This window comes from Streptomyces sp. VNUA24 (genome assembly GCF_029167005.1).
GTDB lineage: Bacteria > Actinomycetota > Actinomycetes > Streptomycetales > Streptomycetaceae > Streptomyces > Streptomyces scabiei.
The window spans coordinates 6948749-6970292 of record NZ_CP119143.1 but is presented as its reverse complement, the minus strand read 5'-3'; the positions used below and the strand labels follow the sequence as shown (position 1 = coordinate 6970292).

At 72.4% G+C, this 21544-nt stretch carries 19 protein-coding genes and 1 tRNA gene; 3 read left to right on the top strand and 17 right to left on the bottom strand.

The genetic code is table 11. The features are described from left to right. Position 1: 1 nt before the first annotated feature. Together PYR72_RS29790 and PYR72_RS29785 are read right to left on the bottom strand one after the other, a co-directional pair. The gene (locus tag PYR72_RS29790; protein WP_275458139.1) at positions 2-769 is read right to left on the bottom strand and encodes a S16 family serine protease; all 768 of its coding nucleotides are present in this window, start codon (positions 767-769) and stop codon (positions 2-4) included. Positions 770-902: 133 nt separating this feature from the next. Then, positions 903-1379, bottom strand: coding sequence for a MarR family winged helix-turn-helix transcriptional regulator (locus PYR72_RS29785; protein WP_275458138.1), 477 nt, complete (start codon positions 1377-1379; stop codon positions 903-905). A 109-nt stretch (positions 1380-1488) separates the two neighbouring features. Between PYR72_RS29785 and PYR72_RS29780 the strand changes: the two genes are divergently transcribed. Further along, complete coding sequence (locus PYR72_RS29780; protein WP_275458137.1) at positions 1489-2319, top strand: alpha/beta hydrolase; 831 nt, start codon at positions 1489-1491, stop codon at positions 2317-2319. A 69-nt stretch (positions 2320-2388) separates the two neighbouring features. Here PYR72_RS29780 and PYR72_RS29775 read toward each other — a convergent pair whose 3' ends face one another. The 5 genes from PYR72_RS29775 to PYR72_RS29755 form a co-directional block, all read right to left on the bottom strand. Next, entirely contained in the window at positions 2389-3030 is a 642-nt protein-coding gene (locus PYR72_RS29775) for a helix-turn-helix domain-containing protein (protein WP_275458136.1), read from the bottom strand. A gap of 365 nt (positions 3031-3395) precedes the next feature. After that, complete coding sequence (locus PYR72_RS29770; protein WP_275458135.1) at positions 3396-5189, bottom strand: DEAD/DEAH box helicase; 1794 nt, start codon at positions 5187-5189, stop codon at positions 3396-3398. 167 nt (positions 5190-5356) lie between these two features. Next, positions 5357-5737: a type II toxin-antitoxin system death-on-curing family toxin gene (locus tag PYR72_RS29765; RefSeq protein ID WP_275458134.1), complete on the bottom strand. Its 381-nt coding sequence runs from the start codon at positions 5735-5737 to the stop codon at positions 5357-5359. Beyond that, on the bottom strand, positions 5734-5934 hold the full coding sequence (locus tag PYR72_RS29760) for a CopG family transcriptional regulator (protein WP_275458133.1): 201 nt from the start codon (positions 5932-5934) through the stop codon (positions 5734-5736). The genes PYR72_RS29765 and PYR72_RS29760 overlap by 4 nt, the downstream gene beginning before the upstream one ends. Positions 5935-5959: 25 nt before the next feature. After that, positions 5960-7447, bottom strand: a complete 1488-nt coding sequence (locus PYR72_RS29755; RefSeq protein ID WP_275458132.1) for an MFS transporter — start codon at positions 7445-7447, stop codon at positions 5960-5962. A 211-nt stretch (positions 7448-7658) separates the two neighbouring features. Here PYR72_RS29755 and PYR72_RS29750 point away from each other — a divergent pair. Beyond that, positions 7659-7733, top strand: a tRNA-Cys gene (locus tag PYR72_RS29750). Positions 7734-7791: 58 nt separating this feature from the next. On the opposite strand, the gene PYR72_RS29745 is transcribed toward PYR72_RS29750, so the two are convergent. From PYR72_RS29745 to PYR72_RS29700, 10 genes are all read right to left on the bottom strand, one after another. Further along, positions 7792-8412 (bottom strand): SUKH-4 family immunity protein, encoded by a 621-nt coding sequence (locus tag PYR72_RS29745; RefSeq protein WP_275458131.1) that lies wholly within the window; start codon positions 8410-8412, stop codon positions 7792-7794. Between the two features lie 168 nt (positions 8413-8580). Then, positions 8581-10896, bottom strand: a complete 2316-nt coding sequence (locus tag PYR72_RS29740) for a molybdopterin cofactor-binding domain-containing protein (protein WP_275458130.1) — start codon at positions 10894-10896, stop codon at positions 8581-8583. Next, positions 10893-12782 carry a 2Fe-2S iron-sulfur cluster-binding protein gene (locus PYR72_RS29735; RefSeq protein WP_343245544.1) on the bottom strand — a complete coding sequence of 630 codons (1890 nt, stop codon included), beginning with the start codon at positions 12780-12782 and terminating at the stop codon, positions 10893-10895. Before PYR72_RS29735 ends, PYR72_RS29740 begins: the two co-directional genes overlap by 4 nt. Further along, entirely contained in the window at positions 12779-13672 is an 894-nt protein-coding gene (locus PYR72_RS29730; RefSeq protein WP_275458129.1) for an FAD binding domain-containing protein, read from the bottom strand. The genes PYR72_RS29735 and PYR72_RS29730 overlap by 4 nt, the downstream gene beginning before the upstream one ends. Before the next feature lie 288 nt (positions 13673-13960). Further along, positions 13961-15631 (bottom strand): beta-N-acetylhexosaminidase, encoded by a 1671-nt coding sequence (locus PYR72_RS29725; protein WP_275458128.1) that lies wholly within the window; start codon positions 15629-15631, stop codon positions 13961-13963. 19 nt (positions 15632-15650) lie between these two features. Then, positions 15651-16493, bottom strand: coding sequence for a carbohydrate ABC transporter permease (locus PYR72_RS29720; protein WP_275458127.1), 843 nt, complete (start codon positions 16491-16493; stop codon positions 15651-15653). Next, the gene (locus tag PYR72_RS29715; protein ID WP_275458126.1) at positions 16490-17434 is read right to left on the bottom strand and encodes a sugar ABC transporter permease; all 945 of its coding nucleotides are present in this window, start codon (positions 17432-17434) and stop codon (positions 16490-16492) included. Before PYR72_RS29715 ends, PYR72_RS29720 begins: the two co-directional genes overlap by 4 nt. Continuing rightward, positions 17412-18713: an extracellular solute-binding protein gene (locus PYR72_RS29710; protein WP_275458125.1), complete on the bottom strand. Its 1302-nt coding sequence runs from the start codon at positions 18711-18713 to the stop codon at positions 17412-17414. Before PYR72_RS29710 ends, PYR72_RS29715 begins: the two co-directional genes overlap by 23 nt. 248 nt (positions 18714-18961) lie before the next feature. Further along, positions 18962-19243 carry a DUF3039 domain-containing protein gene (locus tag PYR72_RS29705; protein WP_005486786.1) on the bottom strand — a complete coding sequence of 94 codons (282 nt, stop codon included), beginning with the start codon at positions 19241-19243 and terminating at the stop codon, positions 18962-18964. 28 nt (positions 19244-19271) lie between these two features. Then, a complete protein-coding gene (locus PYR72_RS29700) occupies positions 19272-19844 on the bottom strand; it encodes a YqgE/AlgH family protein (protein WP_275458124.1) in 573 nt (190 codons plus the stop codon). A 310-nt stretch (positions 19845-20154) separates the two neighbouring features. Between PYR72_RS29700 and murA the strand changes: the two genes are divergently transcribed. Then, positions 20155-21501: a UDP-N-acetylglucosamine 1-carboxyvinyltransferase gene (murA, locus tag PYR72_RS29695; RefSeq protein WP_059081202.1), complete on the top strand. Its 1347-nt coding sequence runs from the start codon at positions 20155-20157 to the stop codon at positions 21499-21501. Positions 21502-21544: the final 43 nt, after the last annotated feature.

The following is a 21544-nucleotide window of genomic DNA, read 5'->3' as shown; positions in this document are numbered from 1 at the left end:
GTCAGCAGCTCGGGACCTTGCCCTTGCCCGTCTCCAGCGCCACGAGCGAGTCGACCGCGCCCTTGAGCGTGGTCACCGGGATGAGCCGCAGCCCCTTGGGCAGTTCGCTCTGCGCGTCGGCGCACTCGGCCCGGGGGACGAGGAAGACGGTCGCGCCGTCGCGGCGGGCCGCCTGGGTCTTCAGCGCGACCCCGCCGACGGGACCGACCCGCCCGTCGGTGGCGATGGTCCCCGTGCCGGCGACGATCCGGCCGCCGGTGAGGTCGCCCCCGCTGCCGTCGCCGTCGAGCTTGTCGACGATGCCGAGGGAGAACAGCAGGCCCGCGCTGGGGCCGCCGACGTCGGCGAGCCGCAGGGTGACGTCGACGTCGTCGGAGTCCTCGCCGAGGTAGGCGAGCGCCGCCTCGGTGGCCGTGTCCTGGGACTCCTTCATCTCGGCCTCGTTGTGCTTCTGGATCTGCTCGGTGGTGTCGCCGCTGGGGTAGACCGCGTCGCGCGGCATGACGGCCTGGTCCGTGCGGAACCAGCCGTCGAGCACGTCACCGAGTCCGACCCGGGCGTCCGGGCCCGTCGCCTCGATCGTCGTCATCCGCAGCTGGCCGCTGGTCCTGCGGGCCTCCGCGCCGCTGATCGTGATCACCGGCTCCCCCTTGTTCTCGCCCAGCACGTTCGCCGTCAGCCCCGGCTGCGCCACGGTGAACGGCAACGGCGCGAACGCCACCGTGACGAGCAGGCCCACCACGGGCAGGGCGCATACGGCTACGGCCACGGGACGCGAAAGGAGGGAGAGACGTGAGAGCACGGGGTCAATCTACGTGAGGTGCGGTTCCGGCCAGGGGGCGGTGGCACCCGGGGGCCCGCGGAGGACGCCGGCGCCGGCCGGTCGTGGTCGCCGGCCGGCGTCAGTTGACGTCCACGTCCTCGAAGAGTCCGAGGAGATGCGTCAGCACCCGTACGCAGGCGTCGACGTCGGCGCCCGTCAGGTCGCCGCCCGCCTGCCGCAACAGCTCGCGCTCCCGGGCGACCAGCGCGTCGATGGCCGCCCGGCCGGTGTCGGTCAGCCGGATCAGGGAGGACCGCTGGTGCGCCGGGTTCGGGATGGCCTCGACGAGATCCCGGCCGGCCGCCTCGTTGACCATGCGCTGCACGAACTGCCTGCTCAGCGCCAGTGTCCGGCCCATCTGGGGGACGGTCATGGGGCGTCCGCCCATGCGCAGCAGCTCCAGCACGGCCCGTACGCCGACGGGGAACCCCTCCTTGCTCTCCTTCAGCTCCAGCGCGCGGGTGGTGCGCCGGTAGAGGGGGCCGAGGACGGCGAACACCTCGGACAGCCGCCCGGCGAGCAGGTCGGGCGGCAGCGGCTCCTCGTTCTCTGTCACGGGGCCATTCTCCGTTCTCGGTCACGGCGGGGTGCCCGCCCGGGCCCTTCACACAAGCAGAATGACAATCAGGTTGTCACTTCTCGTACAACATGACACCCTGGTTGTCATGAACGATGCCTCGCAGGTGCCCCTGCGCACATTCCCCTCCGCCGACGGCCCGCTCGCCTACCAGGACGTGGGCACGGGCGCCCCGCTCGTGCTGCTGCACGGCGGCTTCACGGATCACCGCATGTGGCGCGATCTGGTGCCCGCCCTGGCGGCCGACCATCGCGTCGTCGTACCGGACGCCCGGGGGCACGGCGCCTCCGCCAACGCGAGCGGGCCGTTCCGGTTCACCGACGACCTCGCCGCGCTGCTGCGCCACCTGGACACGGGCCCGGCCGTCCTGATCGGCCTGTCGATGGGCGGGGGCATCGCCGTCGACACGGCACTGGAGCACCCCGAACTCGTACGGGCCCTCGTCGTCAGCGGCGTCGGGACCAGCGAGCCAGAGTCCACCGACCCGTGGACCAGGGACAGCACCGCCCGGTACTACGGCGCGCTGATGTCGGGGGACATCGAGGGGTGGCTCGACGTCGGCGACGAGGTCGTGGCGGGCCCGCGGCGCAAGGTCGCGGACGTGGACCCCGAGATCGTGCGGCGGGTACGGGAGATGAGCCGCGCCACCGCGGCCAAGCACACCCTCGGCGAGAAGGACTGGCACGTCCCGGTGACCGACACCTGGGCCCGGGCCGCCTCGATCACCGTGCCCACCCTCGCCGTCAACGGCGCCCTGGACGCCCCCGACCTCATCGCCATGGCCGAGCGCCTGACCAGGACGGTGGCGGGCGAGGGCCGGGCCGTATCGATCGAGGACACCGCCCACTACGTCAACATGGAGAAGCCGGACGCCTTCACGGCCCACCTGCTGGACTGGCTCGGCACCCTCGACGGGTGAGCCGGCGGTCGAGGCGGCGCGGACGCACGTCACCGCGGCGCGTCACCGCAGTGTGTCACCGCGGCGCGGTCACCGCAGTGCGTCGGCCACCTCTCGGGCCGCGTCCATGACCCGCGGCCCGACCCGCTCCGGCACCGCGTCCGCCAGCATGACCACCCCCACACTGCCCTCGACCCCGCTCACCCCGAGCAGGGGCGCGGCGGCCCCGCTGGCGCCGGCCTCCAGCTCACCGTGCGTGAGCGCGTACCCGGGCCAGTCCCCCGGCTGCTGCCGGCCGGACAGGATCGCCCGCCCCGCGGCCCCCCGGTCCAGCGAGTGCCGGAAGCCGGCCCGGTACGCCACGTGGTAGTCCGTCCACGTCGGCTCGACGACCGCGACGGCCAGTGCCTCGGTGCCGTCGACGAGCGTGAGGTGGGCGGTCGCGCCGATGTCCTCGGCCAGCGAGCGCAGCGCGGGCAGCGCGGCCTCGCGCACCAGCGGATGCACCTGCCGCCCGAGCCGCAGCACGCCCAGCCCGACCCGGGCGCGTCCACCGAGGTCACGGCGGACGAGGGAGTGCTGCTCCAGGGTCGCGAGCAGGCGGTAGACGACGGTGCGGTTGACCCCGAGCTTGTTGGAGAGCTCGGTGACGGTCAGCCCGTGATCGGTGTCGGCCAGCAGCTTGAGGACACGCAGTCCCCGGTCGAGTGTCTGAGAGGTCTCCGCGGTCACGACACCCACTCCTTCTTGGGTGAGGCGGCAACCCCTGTCACGGCTGATGCGTCACCGGTCCCGTCGGCGCCGCGCCACAGAGGCCGCCGATCGGCTGAACCCGGATCATCCGGGCGGAGTCGCTTCACGGCTGCGCTCCGCGGCGGCGCTGCCACGGGGCGTATGCGTAGCGGGACAGTAGACGAGCCGGTTCGCTGAGCGGAAGACTCCGTCCAGAATCCGGTCAGTGACCGGTACGGACTACTTGCATTTGTCGCGAAATGTGCGGGCGCGTCGCACGGGCCACCGCGCGCACGCTCCGGAAGTGACCCGCTCAGGTCCCCCGCACCGAGGTCACCCGCACCGGAGGCCGGCGCGTCCGGAGGTCACCGCATCCGGGTGGCCCACTCCTGCACCTTGGCGATGCGCTGCCGCAGCTGCCCGGCCGTGGCCTCGGCGCTCGGCGGTCCGCCGCACACCCGCCGCACCTCGGTGTGGATGACGCCGTGCGGCTTGCCGCACTGATGGGAGTACGCGCCGACCATGCCGTTGAGCTGTTTGCGCAGCTCCAGCAGTTCCTTGTGGGTGACGACGGGCCGCCGGTCGGCGGGCAGCTCCACCAGGTCGGCCTCGGAGTCCGGCTTCTTGCGGCTGTGCGCGATCTGCCGCGCCTGCCGCTTCTGGAGCAGCAGCTGCACCTGGTCCGGTTCCAGCAGCCCCGGGATGCCGAGGTAGTCCTGCTCCTCCTCGCTGCCGGGGTGGGCCTGCATACCGAACTCGGCGCCGTTGTACATGACCCGGTCGAACACGGCGTCCGACTCCAGCGCCTCGAAGGGCAGCATGTCCTGGTCGCCGGTGTCCTCGTCCTGCTCCCGCTCCGCCTCCGCGAGGAGCTTGTCCTCCTCGGCGTACGGGTCCTCCTCGCCCTCCTTCTTCGGCTTGTCGAGGGCGTGGTCCCGCTCCACCTCCATCTCGTTGGCGAAGGTGAGCAGGTCGGGGATGGTCGGCAGGAACACGGACGCGGTCTCGCCGCGCCGCCGGGACCGCACGAAGCGTCCGACGGCCTGGGCGAAGAAGAGCGGGGTGGAGATGGTGGTGGCGTAGACGCCCACGGCCAGCCGGGGCACGTCGACGCCCTCGGACACCATCCGCACCGCGACCATCCAGCGGTCGGTGCCCTGACTGAACTCGTCGATGCGGTTCGAGGCGCCGGAGTCGTCGGAGAGGACGACCGTCGCGCTCGTCCCGGTGATCTCGCGGATCAGCTTGGCGTAGGCACGGGCGGAGTCCTGGTCGGTGGCGATGACGAGGGCGCCGGCGTCCGGGATGGCCTTCCTGACCTCGGTGAGCCGCTGGTCGGCGGCGCGCAGCACGCTCGGCATCCACTCGCCGCGCGGGTCGAGGGCCGTACGCCAGGCCTGGCTGACCGCGTCCTTGGTCATGGGCTCGCCGAGACGGGCCTCGATCTCGTCGCCCGCCTTGGTCCGCCAGCGCATGTTGCCGCTGTAGGAGAGGAAGATGACGGGCCGCACGACGTTGTCGGCGAGCGCGTTGCCGTAGCCGTAGGTGTAGTCGGCGGAGGACCGCCGGATGCCGTCCGACCCCTCCGCGTACGTCACGAAGGGGATGGGGTTGGTGTCCGAGCGGAAGGGGGTGCCGGTGAGCGCGAGCCGCCGGGTGGCGGGCTCGAACGCCTCCAGGCACGCCTCGCCCCAGGACTTGCTGTCACCGGCGTGGTGGATCTCGTCGAGGATGACGAGGGTCTTGCGCTGCTCGCTGCGGTTGCGGTGCAGCATGGGCCGCACGCCCACACCCGCGTACGTGACCGCGACGCCGTCGTACTCCTTGCTGAGCGGTCCCGCGCTGTACTCCGGGTCCAGCTTGATCCCTATCCGTGCCGCGGCCTCGGCCCACTGCTTCTTCAGGTGCTCGGTGGGCGCCACGACCGTCACCTGCTGCACGACGTGGTGGTGCAGCAGCCAGGACGCGAGCGTCAGCGCGAAGGTCGTCTTCCCGGCGCCCGGGGTCGCGACCGCGAGGAAGTCCCGCGGCTGCTCCTGGATGTACCGGTCCATCGCCCCCTGCTGCCAGGCACGCAGCTTGCTGGCCGTGCCCCAGGGCGCGCGGCCGGGGAAGGCGGGAGAGAGGTGGTGGTTCGAGGAGGTGGCGGTGGTAGTCACGGTCTCCGGTCTGGGGGTCGAGCGGCGGCGGGTAGCCCCGGGACGACTCGCGCAGCGACGCGGACACCCCGGCTACGTATGACAACCGGGCCACCCTACCGGCGGCGGGGTCGCGTGGACGCGCTGATCCCGCCGGGCCGCCCCGGGATGGGATCGAGGTCACATCCCTACTCGGCCAAGTCCCGCAGCACCTCGGAAATGGCCTTGACCTCGTCGAGGTCGCCGGTCGAGACACCGATGACCAGGCGCTCCGCCACGTCGATGTCAGGCCGCAACTGCACCCCGTTCATCGCGAGGAAGACGACACAGGACACCCAGGCCGTGCGCTTGTTCCCGTCGAGGAAAGGGTGGTTGATGGCCAGCGACTGCAGGAGTGCGGCCGCCTTGTCGAACAAGTCGGTGTACGCCTCCTGCCCGAACATCGCGGCCGACGGGCGGTGCACGGCGGACTCCAGCAGGCCAGCGTCGCGCACCACGACGACCTGGTCGTCGACCGCGTGTTCGGCGATGGCCAGGACGTCCTCGGCCGTCAGATAGACACAGCTCACTTCAGCCGCTCCAGCAGCTCGGCCCACTTGACGGTCTGCTCCTTGGCGGCCTGGCGGACCAGTGCCTCGTGGGCCGTTCTGGCCAGGTAGTCGTCCACGGCCCGCAGCAGTATCGCGTGCATGCTCGTGCCCTCCTCCTCGGCGCGCAGCTTCAGGGCTTCGGTCTGGTCGTCACGGAGACGCAGGTTCATGGCCATACCAAAACGGTACCACCGGATGGGGTCACATTGGTACCAGTTCGGGCCGGCGGGCCCGCAACCGCGTGGTCACCCACGCCCCCACCAGCGCCACCCCCGCCATCGGCAGGAACACCGCGACGAAGGCCGCCGGGTGGGACGCGGCGCCCGTGGCCGTGGTGGTCGTGTGGCCGACCGCGCCGCCGCCCAGCGCGGCGAAGGCCGCGCCGCCCGCCGCGAGGAGCAGCGCGTTGGTGAGACCGTCCGATATCTGGAGCGCGGCGGAGTTGGTCCCCGCCTCCTCCGGCGCGGACAGCTGGAGCAGCAGCACGCTGGTGGAGGAGATCACCAGCCCCATCCCGAAGCATCCGAAGGCCCACGCGACGGCGACGGTCCACACCGGCACGGAGTCGACCAGGACCCCCGGCAGCGTGGTGATCGCCGCCGCGACCAGCAGCATCCCCGCCGTCATCAGCCGTTCCCGGTACGGCTCGACCCGCGCCCGTGCCTGCACCCAGGACCCCAGCGCCCAGGTCGCCCCGCCCGCCGCGAGCGAGAACCCGGCGAGCGTCGGCGACAGCCCCCGCTGGGTGACCAGCATCAGCGGCACGAACGACTCGGCCGCCACGAACGACCCCGCCGCGACCCCCCGCAGCAGCACCACCGACGGCAGCCCCCGCACCGCCCGGTACGTCCCCCGCGGCAGCAGCCCCAGCACCGCGGGCACCAGCAGCCCGGCCCCGGCGGCCGCCGGCAGGACCGACCACCACCGCAGGTCCTGGGCCGCGTACTGCAGCAGCCCGGCGCCGAGCGAGATGGCGAGGGCGAGCCGGATGCGGCGACCGCCGAAGGCGGAGCCGGCGGGCCGCGCCGCCCCTTCTGCGTGCACCGGCCCGGAGGCCCTGCGCCGTATCTGCGGCAGCGCGAGCCCGAGCGGCAGGACGACGAGCACCGGAATGCCCAGGAACACCCAGCGCCAGCCCAGCTGTTCGGTCACCGCGCCGGAGGCGAGCGGGCCGACCACGGACGGGACGACCCAGCTCGCCGCGAAGGCCGCCATGATCGACGGCCGCAGCCGCTCCGGGTAGGCGCGTCCGACCACCACGTACAGCGCGACGATCACCAGCCCGCCGCCGAGCCCCTGCACGGCCCGGCCGAGGACGAACAGCCACATCGCCCCGGCGGTCCCCGAGAGCACCAGGCCCGCGGCGAAGGCACCGATGCCGGCCGTCAGCGCCCCCAACGGCCCCCGGTGGTCCGCCCATTGGCCCGCCAGCACCATCCCGAACAGGCTCGTCGTGAAGTACGCCGAGAACGCGAACCCGTACGCCTGGACACCGTCCAGCTCCCGCGCCGCGACCGGCATGGCTGTCCCCACCGCCATGGCCTCGAAGGCGATCAGCAGCACGACCGACACGATCCCGATACTGAGCCCCCGGTGGGAACGGCTCAGCACACCGTCCGCGTCGTCGGGTCCGGCGGGCGGGGCGGGGTTCGACGTGACGCCCGTGTCACGCGCTTCGGAGTCGGCCATGCCCGCCAGCGTAAGGGGCACCACCGACATACGCCCCTGTCCGGAGTCCCCCACCGCCTGCGACCTTGGTCGTACGCCCCCCGTTCATGAACGGCGTGTGGCAGTCCCGTTGCGGCACCCCGGGTTCCCTTGAGCCCGCCCCCGGGCCCCGCCTACGGTCTACCCATCGAGTTCGGAGCGGCAGGCACCACGCCGGTGACGCTCACGACCCGACCGTGTGCCCGAGTGGTCTAGGGGCTCGCCTGCAAAGCGAGTTACGTGGGTTCGAATCCCGCCGCGGTCTCCAGCCCGGTGTGACGGCCGACCGTGTTCCGCGGTCGGCCGTCCTCGTGTGGCCGGTGGGGTCAGAGGCCCGCGCAGGCTCTGTTGCGCAGGGTCTCCACCCAGCAGCCCGTGGCCGTTCCCTCGTGCTTCTCGCGGTGCAGGAGCCAGAGGGTGAAGGCCAGGGTGGAGATGTCGGCGTCGAGGGGGCAGAGGGTCGACTCGGTCTCGCTCCAGTTGAGGATCGCCCCGGTGGTGCCGTCGACGACGAGGCTGCTGCCCTCGACGAAGTGACCCAGGCGGATCAAGTGGGCGGCTCTGTCCGGGAGTCGGCCGGGGCCGGCGGGCCGGCCGGTGTCCGCCAGGTACTCGGCGAGCGTCGGCAGCGGGATGTCCGTGTCGAGCTGGAAGAAGCCGTGGTCCTCGGGCAGGCCCATGTCCCGCAGGAAGCGGCGGGTCGGCTCGTGGGTGAGCGTGGCCGGGAAGTCGAAGTCCTCGAAGCGCCACACCCTGCTCTGCCCGAACTCCTCGTCCAGCAGCCGCGCGGGCAGGTCCAGCGCCAGCCCGGAGCGCGTGTCCGGCCGCCCGGCCGGCGCGCACAGGTCGTGCAGGTCGTTCAGATCGTGCAGGTCGTTCAGGTGGTGCAGATCGTTCAGGTCGTTCAGGTCCGTCAGGCCCATTGTCCCCATCGTCATTGTGCTCATGGCTCCCCCCGGCACATGGTTCGCGGTGTGCGTCCCCCGTGGCAGAACACGCGCCGCCGAGCGGCCGTCGTCCCCACTGCCGAGAACCATACGCCGCCCCACCGACAACGCCCGCCGTACACGCGAACACGCGTCCCAGAAGCCGTGCCGGGGCTCGTCCACACGCCTCTACGGCGTCGTCACCACCGCGGCCTGCGGCCGGATCGGCAGCCGGTTCACGGGGCGCCCGGTGGCCGCTCGGACGGCCGCCGCGATGGCCGCCGGGGACGTGACCACCGGCACCGCGCTGGCCGCCTTCGCACCGAAGGGGGCGACGACGTCCCGCTCCTCCACCAGTTTGACGATCTGGATGTCGGGGGCGTCCAGGGCGGTCGGCAGGGCGTAACCGGTGAGGTCGGGGTGGCGGATGAGGCCCCGGGGGGTGCGGAGGTTCTCCGTGAGGGCCACACCCACCCCCTGGGTGACACCGGCCTCGATGCGCGCGGCGAGCTGCGCCGGGTGCAGGATGCGGCCGACGTCCTGGGCGACGGCCAGCTCCACGACCCGTACGGAGCCGAGTTCGATGTCGACGTCCACGACCGCGCGGATCGCGCAGAACGCCAGGCCCACGAACGCGTCGCCCTGGCCGGCCTCGTCCAGCGGCTCGGTGGGGTGCGGGCGGCACTGGGCGGTGGCCCAGAGTTCCTTGCCGTCCATCGCCTCCGCGACCGTGGTGGACAGCACACCGTCGTACGAGGTGATCTTGCCGTCGGTGATCTGCAGCAGCTCCGTGGACATGCCGAACTTGTGGGCCAGCGGCTGCAGGAGCTGGGTGCGGACCATTTTCGCCGCCCGCTCCACCGCTCCGCCGGAGACCCAGGTGTGGCGGCCCCGGCAGCTCGGGCCGGCCGGGGGCTGGTCGGTGTCGACCTGGGCGATGTGGACCTCGTCGATGCCCAGGGTCTCCTGGACGATCTGCCGGGCGAGGGTGGAGAAGCCCTGCCCGGTGTCGACGGCCGCGCACAGCACGGTCGCGATGCCGTCGTGGACCTTCACCGTGGCCGTGGAGACCTCGTCCGCGCCCTCGGCGCCGAGCATGTGGACCATGCCGAGGCCGTAGCCGACGCCGCGCCGGACGGCGCCGGGCTCGCCCGCGCCCTCGGGGCCGCCCGGGAGCAGCCACTCGTCCTCGGGGGTGTCCTTGGGCAGGGCCGGGAGCGGGAACTCCTGGACGGCCTGGAGGAGTTCGGCGACCGGCGCCGGGCAGGTCACGGACTGGCCCGTCGGCAGCACGTCGCCCGTGGACATCACGTTGCGCATGCGCAGCTCGGCCGGGTCGATGCCCAGCTTCTTCGCGAGCTTGTCCATCTGCGCCTCGTACGCGGCGCACACCTGCAGCGCGCCCTCGCCGCGCACATGGCCGGAGGGCGGGTTGTTGGTGCGGACCGCCCAGCCCTCGATGAATGCGTTGGGGACGACGTAGGGGCCGCAGGCGAAGGAGACGGCGGCGGCCAGCGCCTCCGAGGAGGTGTCGGCGTACGCGCCCGCGTCCAGCAGGATCTGCGCCTCGACCTTGACGATCCTGCCCTCGGCGTCCGCGTGGTGGCGGTAGCGCAGCAGGGTGGGGTGCCGGTGGGCGTGGCCGAGGAAGGACTCCTCGCGGGTGGCCGTCAGTTTGACCGGGCAGCCCGTCTTCAGGGCCAGCAGGCCGAGCGGGAGCTGGAAGCCCTGGTCCTCGCGGTCGGCGGTGGCGCCGGGGACGCCGGTGACGACGATCTTGACGCGGTCGGGGGCGAGGCCGTAGCAGGCGGCGGCCGCGTCGCGGTCGGTGTGCGGGTCGGTGGAGGCCACGTACAGCTCGACGCCGCCGTCGGGGCGGGGCACGGCGAGACCGGCCTCGGCACCGATGGGGGCGGGGTCCGCGCGGCCGATGCGGTACTGGCCCTCGACGACGATCTCGCCGGACGCGTTCGGGTCGCCGTGGCGCAGCGGGATGTGGCGGATGAGGTTGCCGTCGGGGTGCAGGGGCTCGGCCTCGAACGCCTGCTCGGGGTCGATCACCGGGTCGAGCACCTCGTACTCGACGATGACGGCGGCGGCGGCCATCCGCGCGGTGTCGGGGTGGTCGGCGGCGACGGCCGCGATCGGCTCGCCGTGGTGGCGGACGACCTCGGAGGCGAACAGGGGCCGGTCGGCCTTGCCCCGGCCGTGCAGGGCGACGCCCGGCACGTCCTCGTGGGTGACGACGGCCCGGACGCCGGGCATCTCGCGCGCGTGGGATGTGTCGATGGACACGATGCGCGCGTGCGGGTGCGGGGAGCGGAGCACGGCGGCCCACAGCAGGCCCTCGGCCCACAGGTCGGCCGCGTACGGGAAGGTGCCCTCGGACTTGGCGCGGGAGTCGGCGGACGGCAGGGACACGCCCAGGCCGTGCGGCACCGGCTCGGGGGCGGCCGCGGCCTCGCCGGGGCCCGCGGGCGTCGCGATGACGGTTTCGTTGCTCACGCCTGGCCTCCGTCCTGGCCGAACGACCGGCCCTGACCGCCGTACGAGTCGTCCTGTCCGCCGTACGAGTCGTCCGGGCCGCCGAGGGACTGGCCGCCGAGGGACTGGCCGCCGAAGGACTGGCCCTGGCCGCCGTAGGTGTCGTTCTGGGCGGCGAAGTTCTGGCCCTGCCCGCCGTACGTGTCGCTCTGCGCGGCGAAGTTCTGGCCCTGACCGCCATAGGTGTCGCTCTGGGCGGCGAAGGACTGGCCCTGGCCGCCGTACGAGTCGTCCGGGCCGGTGAACGACAGTCCCTGGCCGCCGTAGGAGTGGTCGGGGTCGTGGGGTGCCTGCGGGGGCGCGGTGCGGGAGTCGAACGCGGCCGTGTTGACGCCGCCTGCGCCGGGGCCCGCCTGGTGCGGGATACGGGCCTCGTCGGTGTCCGCGACGGCCTCGTTCTCGGCCGCCGCGTGGGCCTCGCGTTCGGCGACGACGTCACGGACGGCCGCCAGGACGCCCCGGTAGCCGGAGCAGCGGCAGAGGTTGCCGCAGAGCGCCTGGCGGGTCTCCAGGTCGGTGGGGGCGGGGTTGCCCTCCAGGAGGTCGTGCACGGTCATCGCCATGCCGGGCACGCAGAACCCGCACTGGACGGCGCCGCACCGGGCGAGGGCGCGCTGCACGTCGGAGGGCTGCCCGTCGGCGGCGAGGCCCTCGACGGTGCGTACCTCGCTGCCCGCGGCGGTGACGCCGGGGACCAGGCAGGACGCCACGAGCCGGCCGTCGACCTGCACGTTGCAGGCGCCGCACTCGCCCTGCGAGCAGCCGTCCTTGGCGCCCGCGAGGCCGAGCCGCTCGCGCAGCACGTAGAGCAGGGACTCGCCGATCCAGGCGTCGCTGACGGGCCGCTCGGTGCCGTTGACGCGCAGGACGTAGGAGGCGAGGGGGTGGTCGTCGTGCGGGGGCGGGACCGGGGCGGGCTCCTCGGCGGACGGCTCGGCGTCGCCCTCGGCGGCGTCGCCGGGAGTCGTCCCGGGCGCCTCGGGCCGCTCGGCTCCGTCCTCGGTCCCGTCGTGCGCCCCGGCGTCGGTGCGCGCCTCGGCCTCGACCGGCTCAGCGGGGTCCTGGGCGGCCTCCGGGGACGGCCCGGCGGTCTCGGAGGCCGTGTCGGCGTACGCCTCCCCAGGGGCCGCCGAGGGCTGCCCGGCGGCCTCTTGGGCCGCGCCCGTCGCGCTTCCCGGCGGCGTTCCGTCCTCGGCCGCGTGGTCCTCGGCCGTGCGCTCCTCGGGGCGGGCCGGGGGCGGCGCGGTCCAGGCCGTGCCGATCTCCTCGGTGGCCCAGGGCGCGGCGGCGCCGCCGGGCAGCGTGGCGGGCGGGGTGCCGCCCCACTGCTCGACGAGGGCGGACGTGCTGAACTCCCCGGATTCGTCCGGAAGGTCACCTCCCGCGACCGGAATCGACCACTCGCCCGTCACATCGTGACCGGGAGCGGCCCCTTCCTGCGCGGCAGGCTCCTCGAACGTCCACTGCCCGGTCGAGGCGGGGTTGTACGTGAACCCGTCCTGGGCGGGCGGCTGCGGCTGCCCGGCGTTCGGGTCGTGCCACTCGGCACCCCCGGCCGGCATCGCCCACGTACCCGGGACGGACGGGTCGGTCCCGGCGGTGTGCGCCGTGTCGATGGTGTGGGCGGGGTTGACCGGGTTGACGGCGTTCGACGCTATCTGCGGCGGGACATAGCCGTGGCCGGGCGCGGCCAGCGGGCTGTCGGCGGCGAGCAGCGCGTCGATGCCCCCCTCGGGGAGCTGCACGAACGTCGTGGCGCCGTCGTCGTAGTCGCCCTGCGGCAGCCGCTCCCAGCCGCCCTGGCTCCCCTGCTGCGGGGTGCCTTCTCCGTGCTGGTCGTCGGTCACGACAGTGCCCTCCCCAGTGCTCGTCGGGCCAGCGCGGCGACGGTACGCCGCAGATGCAGTACGGCGGGCGGAAGCGGCGTCACCGTGCCGTCGACCTCGGGGGCCGGGTCGGGGATGCAGGCGGCGGCAACGTACTCGCCGAAGGCGTGCAGCGCCTCGGGGACGAGGGTGCGTTCGCCGTCCCAGTCGATCAACTGGCCGACCCATGCCTCGGCGTCCAGCGGCCGCAGCGGCATCGGCGCTATGGCCCCGACCGCACACCGCACCCCGCGCCGGGCCGGGTCGAGGACGAGGGAGACGGAGGCCACCGCGCGACCGGGGCCGGTGCGGCCGGTGGCCTTCAGGAAGACCTGCGGCGCGTGCAGCAGCGGCACGCGCACGAAGCCGATGAGTTCACCGGGCCGCAACATCTCCATGCCGGCCAGCAGGTGCGAAACGGGCATCTCGCGCCGGCCCCCGCCCGGGCCCGCGATGATCAGCGTGGCCTCCAGGGCGGCCAGCACGGGCAGCGCGTCCCCGGTGGGGGCGGCCGTCGCGATGTTGCCGCCGAGGGTGCCGGCGTTGCGGATCTGCGGTGGTCCGGTGGCGCGCGCGGCGGCGGCGAGCGCCGGAATGAGCGCCGCGAAGTCCGGGCGCCCCATCCGGGCGTGCGTCAGTCCCGCCCCCAGGAGGGCGTGTCCGTCCTGGTACTGCCAGCCGCGGATCTCGCTGATCCTGCCGAGCCCGACCAGCGCGGCGGGCCTGAGCTGCCCGGAGTTGACCGCGGCCATGAGGTCCGTGCCACCCGCCACCGGAACCGCCCAGGGCATGGCGGAGAGAGCCGCCACGGCCTCGTCGAGCGAGCCGGGCAGGGTCACGGCCTGCGCCGCCTGCGGTGCGTGCGTGGTCAAACCGGATGCCCCTTCCCGCTGCCCCACCTGGTCCGCCTGTGTTGCCGTACGGTACGTGCTGACAGGGCGGACGTGGCAACTCTGGCACATTCTCGCGAGGCCCGAACGCCGGGGTCCGCCACGCGGCATTCGCCCACCTCACCCGCGAGGTGGTCCGTTTTGGAACGTCATCACCCATAGGTGCGCATTGCCACTTGTGTTGCCCCTCGCTCCCCTTGCGTCTCTTGTTCCCCCGGGAGGCCACGGTCGCAGGGCACGCGCTTTCGGGCCCCCGGGTTCGCGCTCGTCTCACACGTTCGGGGGCTTCCCCTCGATCGGACGTCCGAGCACCCCGGGCCGCCGCTGCCACGGGCGCGGGCCCGAAGGCGGCCGATAACCGACCCCCAGGGCGTCGAGCCGCCGGTAGTGCGCCGTCATCCGGCGCTCGAAATCGGCGAAGTCCCGCTCGGCGGGGGCGGGGAGCCGGCTCCAGGCCACCTCGGCGAAGGCCGCCAGGCGCGGGAAGGTCTGGTAGTCCACGCGGGCGGTGTCCTCCATCGTCTCGGTCCACACGTTGGCCTGGGTGCCGAGCACGTGCCGGGCCTCGTCGGGCGTCAACTCCGGTGGCACCGGCTCGAACCGGAAGACGTCCTCCAGGGTGCGCACCCAGCCGATGGGCACCGGCTCGTCGGGGCCGCCGTCCTGACGGTGGTCCAGATACACCTGCTGCTCGGGGCACATGACCACGTCGTGGCCGGCACGGGCCGCCGTGATGCCGCCCGCACAGCCCCGCCAGGACGACACGGCCGCCCCCGGCGCGAGGCCGCCCTGGAGGATCTCGTCCCATCCGATCAGGCGACGCCCGCGCGCGGTCAGCCAGTTGTCGAAGTGCCGGACGAACCACGACTGCAGGGCGTCCTCGTCCGCGAGCCCCAGCTCCCGGATGCGGGCCTGGGCGGTGGCCGAAGAGCGCCACTGGTCCTTGGGGCACTCGTCGCCGCCGATGTGCACGAAGGGCGAGGGGAACAGCTCCAGGACCTCCTCGAACACCCCCTCGTAGAAGCGCAGGGTGCCGTCGGTGGGGGCGAGGACGTTCGTGCTGATGCCCCAGGTGTCCCAGACGGTGAGGGCGGCCGTGTCGACGACGTCGGTGTTGCCGAGTTCCGGATACGCGGCGATGGCGGCCTGGCTGTGTCCGGGGACGTCGATCTCGGGCACCACGGTGATGTGCCGCGCGGCCGCGTAGGCGACGATCTCGCGGAGGTCGTCCTTCGTGTAGTGGCCCCCGTGCGGTTTCTCCTCCCAGAGCGGTGACGCGCGGTGGCCGAATCTGGTGCGTGCCCGCCAGGAACCGACCTCCGTCAGCCTCGGGTACCGCTCGATCTCGATCCGCCAGCCCTGGTCGTCCGTCAGGTGGAGGTGGAGGACGTTGAGTTTGTGCGCGGCCATCAGGTCCACGTAGCGCAGGACCTGGTCCTTGGGGAGGAAGTGACGGGCGACGTCGAGCATGAGGCCGCGCCAGGCGAAACGGGGGGCGTCCCGTACGGTCTGGTGCGGGACGCCGTAGGTGACCCCGGGGCGCACGGGGGCGCGCCGGAACGCCTCGGGGCCGAGGAGTTGGCGCAGGGTCTGGGCGCCCCAGAAGACGCCCGCCGGACCGCCGCCGCGGATCTCGATGCCCCAGCCGGCGACGACCCCGAGCCGGTACTCCTCCGGCGCCAGGCCGTCGTCGAGGCACAGGCGTACGGCGTCGCGGGCGTCCTCGGGGCCGGGCGGCAGGGACAGCCCGAGGGCGGCGCCGACGGTCGAGCGCAGCCAGCGGGCGGTGTCCTCGGTGCCCGGCGCCGCCCACAGGGTGGTGTTCCCGTCGAGCGGTACACCGCAGCGCAGGGGGCCCTCGACGGCGAGCGGCGCCGGGATCAGGTCGGTTCGCGTCCGGTCGGTTCGCGTCCGGTCGGCTTTCGTCCGGTCGGTGGTCATGGGGTCCGTCCGTTTCACGTCAGTCCTTGACCGCGCCGCCCAGTCCGGAGACCAGCCGTCGCTGTACGAGTACGAAGAAGACCAGCACCGGAACGGTCATCACCGTGGAGGCCGCCATCACGCCGCCCCAGTCCGGTTCCTCGGGTGCGTAGAACACCAGCAGGGCCATCGGCAGCGTCGACAGGGATGTGTCGCTGATGAGGAACGACTTGGCGAACAGGAAGTCGTTCCAGGCCGAGATGAAGGAGAAGACGCTGGTGGCCACCAGCCCCGGGAGGACGAGCGGGAAGAGGATCTGCCAGAGGAACCGGGACCGGCTCGCCCCGTCGAGCTGGGCGGCCTCCTCCAGCGACTCGGGGACGGCCTTGACGAAGCCGCGCAGCATCCAGATCGCGAACGGCAACGAGAACGCGGTGTGGGGCAGGATCAGCGCGCCCAGGGTGTTGAGTTGGCCGAGGTCCCGCAGCTGGAAGAAGAGCGGAATGGCGAGCGCCTCGACGGGTACCGTCTGGGCCACCAGGAACATGATCAGCAGGGTGGTCCGGAATCGGAAACGGAATCGGGTCACCGCCGTCGCCGCGAGAAAGGCGATCAGCCCGGAGAGCACCACCACCGTGCAGGCGACGACAAGGCTGTTGAGGAAGTACCGGCCGAATTCCTGCTGACCGAGGACGCGGCGGAAGGAATCCAGGGTCGGTGCGAGAGTCCAGGGCCGGGGCTCCGCCGACTCGATCTCACCCGCCGGCCTGACCGCGCTCAGCACCATCCAGTACAGCGGAAACGCCACCACGGCCGCGATGACCAGCGCCGACGCCTCCGCGGCCGGCCGCAGCAGCCGTCGCGGGAATGCCCGTGCATTCACAGCTCCTCCCCCTGCCCGCGCAGCAGTCGCACATACACGAGCGTGACGGCCAGCAGAATCACCAGCATCACCACACCGATCGCCGAACCGAGGCCGTACTGGGAGGACGCGAAGGCCTTCTGATAGGCGTACACGTTCAGGACGAGGTTCTGGCCCGCGATACCGCCGCCGTTCGTCATCACATAGATCTGGGTGAAGACCTTGAAGTCCCAGATGACCGACTGAAGGGTGACGACGACGAGGATCGGCCGCAGCATCGGCGTGAGGACGGACCGCCAGATCCGCCACTGCGAGGCGCCGTCCAGGGCCGCGGCCTCCAGGATCTCGGCGGGTACGGAGCGGATGCCCGCGTAGACGGTCACCATCACGAACGGGAAGGAGCACCAGACCACTTCGAGCAGGACGAGGAGGAAGGCGCTGTACCGCCCGTAGGTCCAGGAGTGGTCGCCCAGTCCGAGGATCCGGTTGACCGGGCCGAAGTCGGGGTCGAACAGCAGCAGCCACACCGTGGAGCCGGTGACCGCGGGGGTCGCCCACGCCCCGAGCGCCGCGAGCATCAGGGCCAGGCGCGGCAGGGCCCGTACGCGTGTCAGCAGGACGGCGAGCGCGCACCCCACGGCGAGCGTGCAGACCACACAGGCGGCCGCGAAGACGACCGTGGTCAGCAGCACCCGCCGGAACTCGCCGTCCGCGAACAGCTCCGCGTAGTTCCCCAGCCCCGCGAAGGTGGCCGGTTCTCCACCGCTGACCTGGGCCTGCGTGTACGCGAAGAACGAGATCAGCCCGAGCTGACCGATGGGATGGACGAGCAACCCGCCGAGGACGAGAAGGGCAGGGGCGAGATAGAGCCACGGAGTCCACCCCTCGCCCCGCCGGCGCCCGGCGCCCCTCGCCCTCGCCCTCGCGGACACCGCCCGGTCAACCGACGGAGCCGAACACATCGTTCATCCGCTCCGCCGCGTCCTCGGACGCCTCGGCCACGTCCTTCTTGCCGCTGACGATCTCCTGGAACATCGTCGGCAGCACCAGGGAGGCGTCGATCTGCGCCCAGGCCGGGGAGACGGGCACGAACTTCGTCCCGGAGGAGAGCGTCTTGACGAAGGGGCCGACGAACGGCTCCCTCTCGGCCGCCGCGGCCCGTATGTCGGTGTACGTCGGCAGGAAGCCCATCGCGTCGAAGAGCTCGCCCTGCGTCTTCTTGGACGCCAGCCGCTTCATCAGGTCGACGGCGAGGGTGCGGTGCGTGGTGCTCCTCAGGACGCCGACGTTGTTGCCGCCCGCGAACGCCGGCGCCACCGAGCCGGGCTTCAGCCCCGGCAGCGGTACCACGGCGTACTTGCCCTTGACCTCGCCGGCCTCCACGGCCGCGTGGCTGAAGTCACCGCCGATCGCCATGCCCGCCTTGCCGGCCGCGAACGCGGTGACCGTGTCGTTGCCGCCCATGCCCGCGCACTTGGCGGCGGGACAGTTGTCGTCGCCGAACAGCGAGGTGTACGCCTCGATGCCCTCGCGGGCGGCCGGGCTGTCGATCGTGGCCGCGTACGAGCCGCCCTTGCCCTCGGCCACCTCGCCGCCGCCCGCCCAGACGAACGGCATCGCGCCGTAGGTGTAGGCGCCGCCGACGGCGATCCCGTACATCTCCGGCTCGGCGGCGCGGATCCTTCTGGCGGTGGTGGCCAACTCGGCCATGGACCTCGGGGGTTCGAGGTCCAGGCGCCGGAAGACGTCGGTGCGGTAGTAGAGCGCGCGGACGCCCACGAAGAAGGGCGCCCCGTAGATCTTCCCGTCGACCGTCACGGAGGTCCTGGCGGTCGGGTCGGAGTCCTTGGCGTCGGACCAGTCGTTGAACTCCCGGCTGACGTCGGCGAGTCCGCCGTCCTTCACATAGCCGGCGGTGTCGGTGTTGCCGTACTCGATGAGGTCGGGGGCGCTGCCGGGGTCGTTGAAGGCGGCCTTGACGCGCTGGGCACGGCTCTCGACGGGGATGTACTCGATCTTCACCTTCGCGCCGTCGTGCGCCTTCCCGAAGGCGGCCACCACCTTGTCGACGACCTGCCGCTTCGGCTCGTTGTTCACCTCCCGGAAGAGCCAGACCCGGAGGGTGCCGGTCTTCTCGTCCTTCCCGGAGGAGGAGGTGTCGGAGGTCTGGGGGGTGCAGGCGGTCAGTCCGGCCAGGGCCAGGGCCAGGGCGGGCACGACGAGTCGGGTGGCGAGCCTCATGAAGCTGTTCCTCCGGAGGGGGGAGCGGAGTGTTGCATTCTCTGCAACGGGCGTTCTGCTCTACACAACACACCGGAGGCTATGGAGTACATGAACATGACCACAAGAGGTCTGTACCACCTTGTGATCCGAAAGCGACGCTCCACGGGAGCGGCCGGCCCGGGGCACGACAAAGGCCGGAGGCACCCGGACGGCACGGGGCGTCGCCCCTGCCGTCCGTACGGGTGCCTCCGAGCCGGTCGTGCGGGTTACTTCTTGCCGTCGCCCTGGTCGTCGCCGCCCGCGCCGAGGGACTCGAAGATCTCCTTGCACATGGGGCACACCGGGTACTTCTTCGGGTCACGGCCCGGGACCCACACCTTGCCGCACAACGCCACGACGGGCGTGCCGTCGAGGGCGCTCGCCATGATCTTGTCCTTCTGGACGTAGTGGGCGAAGCGCTCGTGGTCACCGTCGCCGTGCGACGTCTGCGGCGTCGGCTCGACGAGGGTCCCCGTACCAGTACCGCGCTCGGGCTCAAGAGTGCTCATGACGCAAGGGTACTGAAGGGCACGGGCATCAGTTGAGCGAAGGGTCGTCCGGGTAGGTGGCCACCATCGCGAGTTCGCTGCGCTGGCGGCGCAGGACCTCCCGCCAGAGCTTTTCCGGACAGGGCGAGGAGACGTCGCCGGGTTCGGACTCGACGACGTACCAGGCCCCCTCCGCCAGCTCGTCCTCCAGCTGGCCGGGCCCCCAGCCGGCGTACCCGGCGAAGATGCGCAGCGAGCCGAGCGCGGAGGCGAGCAGCTCCGGCGGGGCCTCCAGGTCGACGAGGCCGATCGCGCCGTGCACCCGCCGCCAGCCGAGCGGGGTCCGGTCCACGGAGCCGCCGCCGGGGATCACCGCGACCCCCAGGGCCGAGTCCAGCTGCACCGGACCGCCCTGGAAGACGACCCCCGGTTCGCCGGCGAGTTCCGCCCAGCCCTCCAGGATGTCGGCGACGCCCACCGGGGTGGGCCGGTTGAGGACCACGCCGAGCGAGCCCTTCTCGTCGTGGTCGAGGAGCAGCACGACAGCGCGGTCGAAGTTCGGGTCCGCCAGGGCGGGCGTGGCCACGAGCAGCCGCCCTGTGAGCGAGGACACCTCGGTCATGCCAGACATGATCCCGCATCCTGCCCCCGCGCGGGGAGCCAATGCCCTCAGCGGTGTGCGCGCAGCTCACGGCGGGGGGAGGCACAGGGGGCGCACGCCCCCGGCGGTCACCCCGTGTGGCCGGTTATGAACGGTTCGTGTTGTGGCGAATCCATGACGTGGCTGAGAAGTCCCTGGGCTTACGGAAGGGGGGTGGGCGGCGATTACGCTAGCTCTCCGGCCCACGCCGCGCCGGTCCCGCACCACGGGTCCACCGGCCGTCCGTCCACGCCGGAAAGCCTCTGCCCGAACTCCACGGAACGCGAGATCCATGACCGTCAACGGCTCTGACGACGTACTGCTTGTACACGGCGGCACCCCGCTCAGTGGCGAGATCCGTGTCCGCGGTGCGAAGAACCTCGTACCCAAGGCCATGGTCGCCGCGCTGCTCGGCAGCGGTCCGAGCCGGCTGCGCAACGTGCCCGACATCCGCGACGTCCGGGTCGTGCGCGGGCTGCTGCAGCTGCATGGCGTAACGGTCCGCCCGGGTGACGAGCCGGGCGAGCTGGTGATGGACCCGACGAACGTGGAGAGCGCGAACGTCGCCGACATCGACGCCCACGCGGGCTCGTCGCGCATCCCGATCCTGTTCTGCGGCCCGCTGCTGCACCGGCTCGGCCACGCCTTCATCCCCGGTCTCGGCGGCTGCGACATCGGCGGCCGGCCGATCGACTTCCACTTCGAGGTGCTGCGGCAGTTCGGCGCGAAGATCGAGAAGCGCGAGGACGGACAGTACCTGGAGGCGCCGCGGCGGCTGCGCGGTACGAAGATCCAGCTGCCGTACCCGTCGGTGGGCGCGACCGAGCAGGTGCTGCTCACGGCCGTCCTCGCGGAGGGCGTGACGGAACTCGCGAACGCGGCCATCGAGCCGGAGATCGAGGACCTCATCTGCGTCCTGCAGAAGATGGGCGCCATCATCGCGATGGACACCGACCGCACGATCCGCATCACCGGTGTGGACTCGCTCGGCGGCTACAACCACAAGGCGCTCCCGGACCGCCTGGAGGCCGCCTCCTGGGCGTCCGCCGCGCTGGCGACGGAAGGCGACATCTACGTCCGCGGCGCCCAGCAGCGCTCGATGATGACGTTCCTGAACACCTACCGCAAGGTGGGCGGCGCCTTCGAGATCGACGACGAGGGCATCCGCTTCTGGCACCCGGGCGGCCAGCTGAAGTCGATCGCGCTGGAGACGGACGTCCACCCCGGCTTCCAGACCGACTGGCAGCAGCCGCTGGTGGTGGCCCTGACGCAGGCCACGGGTCTGTCGATCATCCACGAGACGGTCTACGAGTCCCGCCTCGGCTTCACCTCCGCGCTGAACCAGATGGGCGCGCACATCCAGCTCTACCGCGAGTGCCTGGGCGGCTCGAACTGCCGCTTCGGCCAGCGCAACTTCCTGCACTCGGCGGTCGTCTCCGGCCCCACCCGGCTGCAGGGCGCCGACCTGGTCATCCCCGACCTCCGCGGCGGCTTCTCGTACCTCATCGCGGCCCTGGCGGCCCAGGGCACGTCCCGGGTCCACGGCATCGAGCTGATCAACCGTGGCTACGAGAACTTCATGGAGAAGCTCATGGAGCTGGGCGCCAAGGTCGAGCTGCCGGGCAAGGCGCTGGGCTGACGGTCCGACGTCACTACGCCGTTGGGGCGGCCACCCGAGTCCG

What these genes read in the sequence shown, in the direction of transcription:
- PYR72_RS29705 (WP_005486786.1), bottom strand. Translation starts at nt 19,243, where the DNA reads ATGAGCACTCTTGAGCCCGAGCGCGGTACTGGTACGGGGACCCTCGTC.
- PYR72_RS29725 (WP_275458128.1), bottom strand. Translation starts at nt 15,631, where the DNA reads ATGACCACCGACCGGACGAAAGCCGACCGGACGCGAACCGACCGGACG.
- PYR72_RS29760 (WP_275458133.1), bottom strand. Translation starts at nt 5,934, where the DNA reads ATGGCCATGAACCTGCGTCTCCGTGACGACCAGACCGAAGCCCTGAAG.
- PYR72_RS29745 (WP_275458131.1), bottom strand. Translation starts at nt 8,412, where the DNA reads ATGAGCACAATGACGATGGGGACAATGGGCCTGACGGACCTGAACGAC.
- PYR72_RS29780 (WP_275458137.1), top strand. Translation starts at nt 1,489, where the DNA reads ATGAACGATGCCTCGCAGGTGCCCCTGCGCACATTCCCCTCCGCCGAC.
- PYR72_RS29710 (WP_275458125.1), bottom strand. Translation starts at nt 18,713, where the DNA reads ATGAGGCTCGCCACCCGACTCGTCGTGCCCGCCCTGGCCCTGGCCCTG.
- murA (WP_059081202.1), top strand. Translation starts at nt 20,155, where the DNA reads ATGACCGTCAACGGCTCTGACGACGTACTGCTTGTACACGGCGGCACC.
- PYR72_RS29715 (WP_275458126.1), bottom strand. Translation starts at nt 17,434, where the DNA reads ATGTGTTCGGCTCCGTCGGTTGACCGGGCGGTGTCCGCGAGGGCGAGG.
- PYR72_RS29755 (WP_275458132.1), bottom strand. Translation starts at nt 7,447, where the DNA reads ATGGCCGACTCCGAAGCGCGTGACACGGGCGTCACGTCGAACCCCGCC.
- PYR72_RS29700 (WP_275458124.1), bottom strand. Translation starts at nt 19,844, where the DNA reads ATGACCGAGGTGTCCTCGCTCACAGGGCGGCTGCTCGTGGCCACGCCC.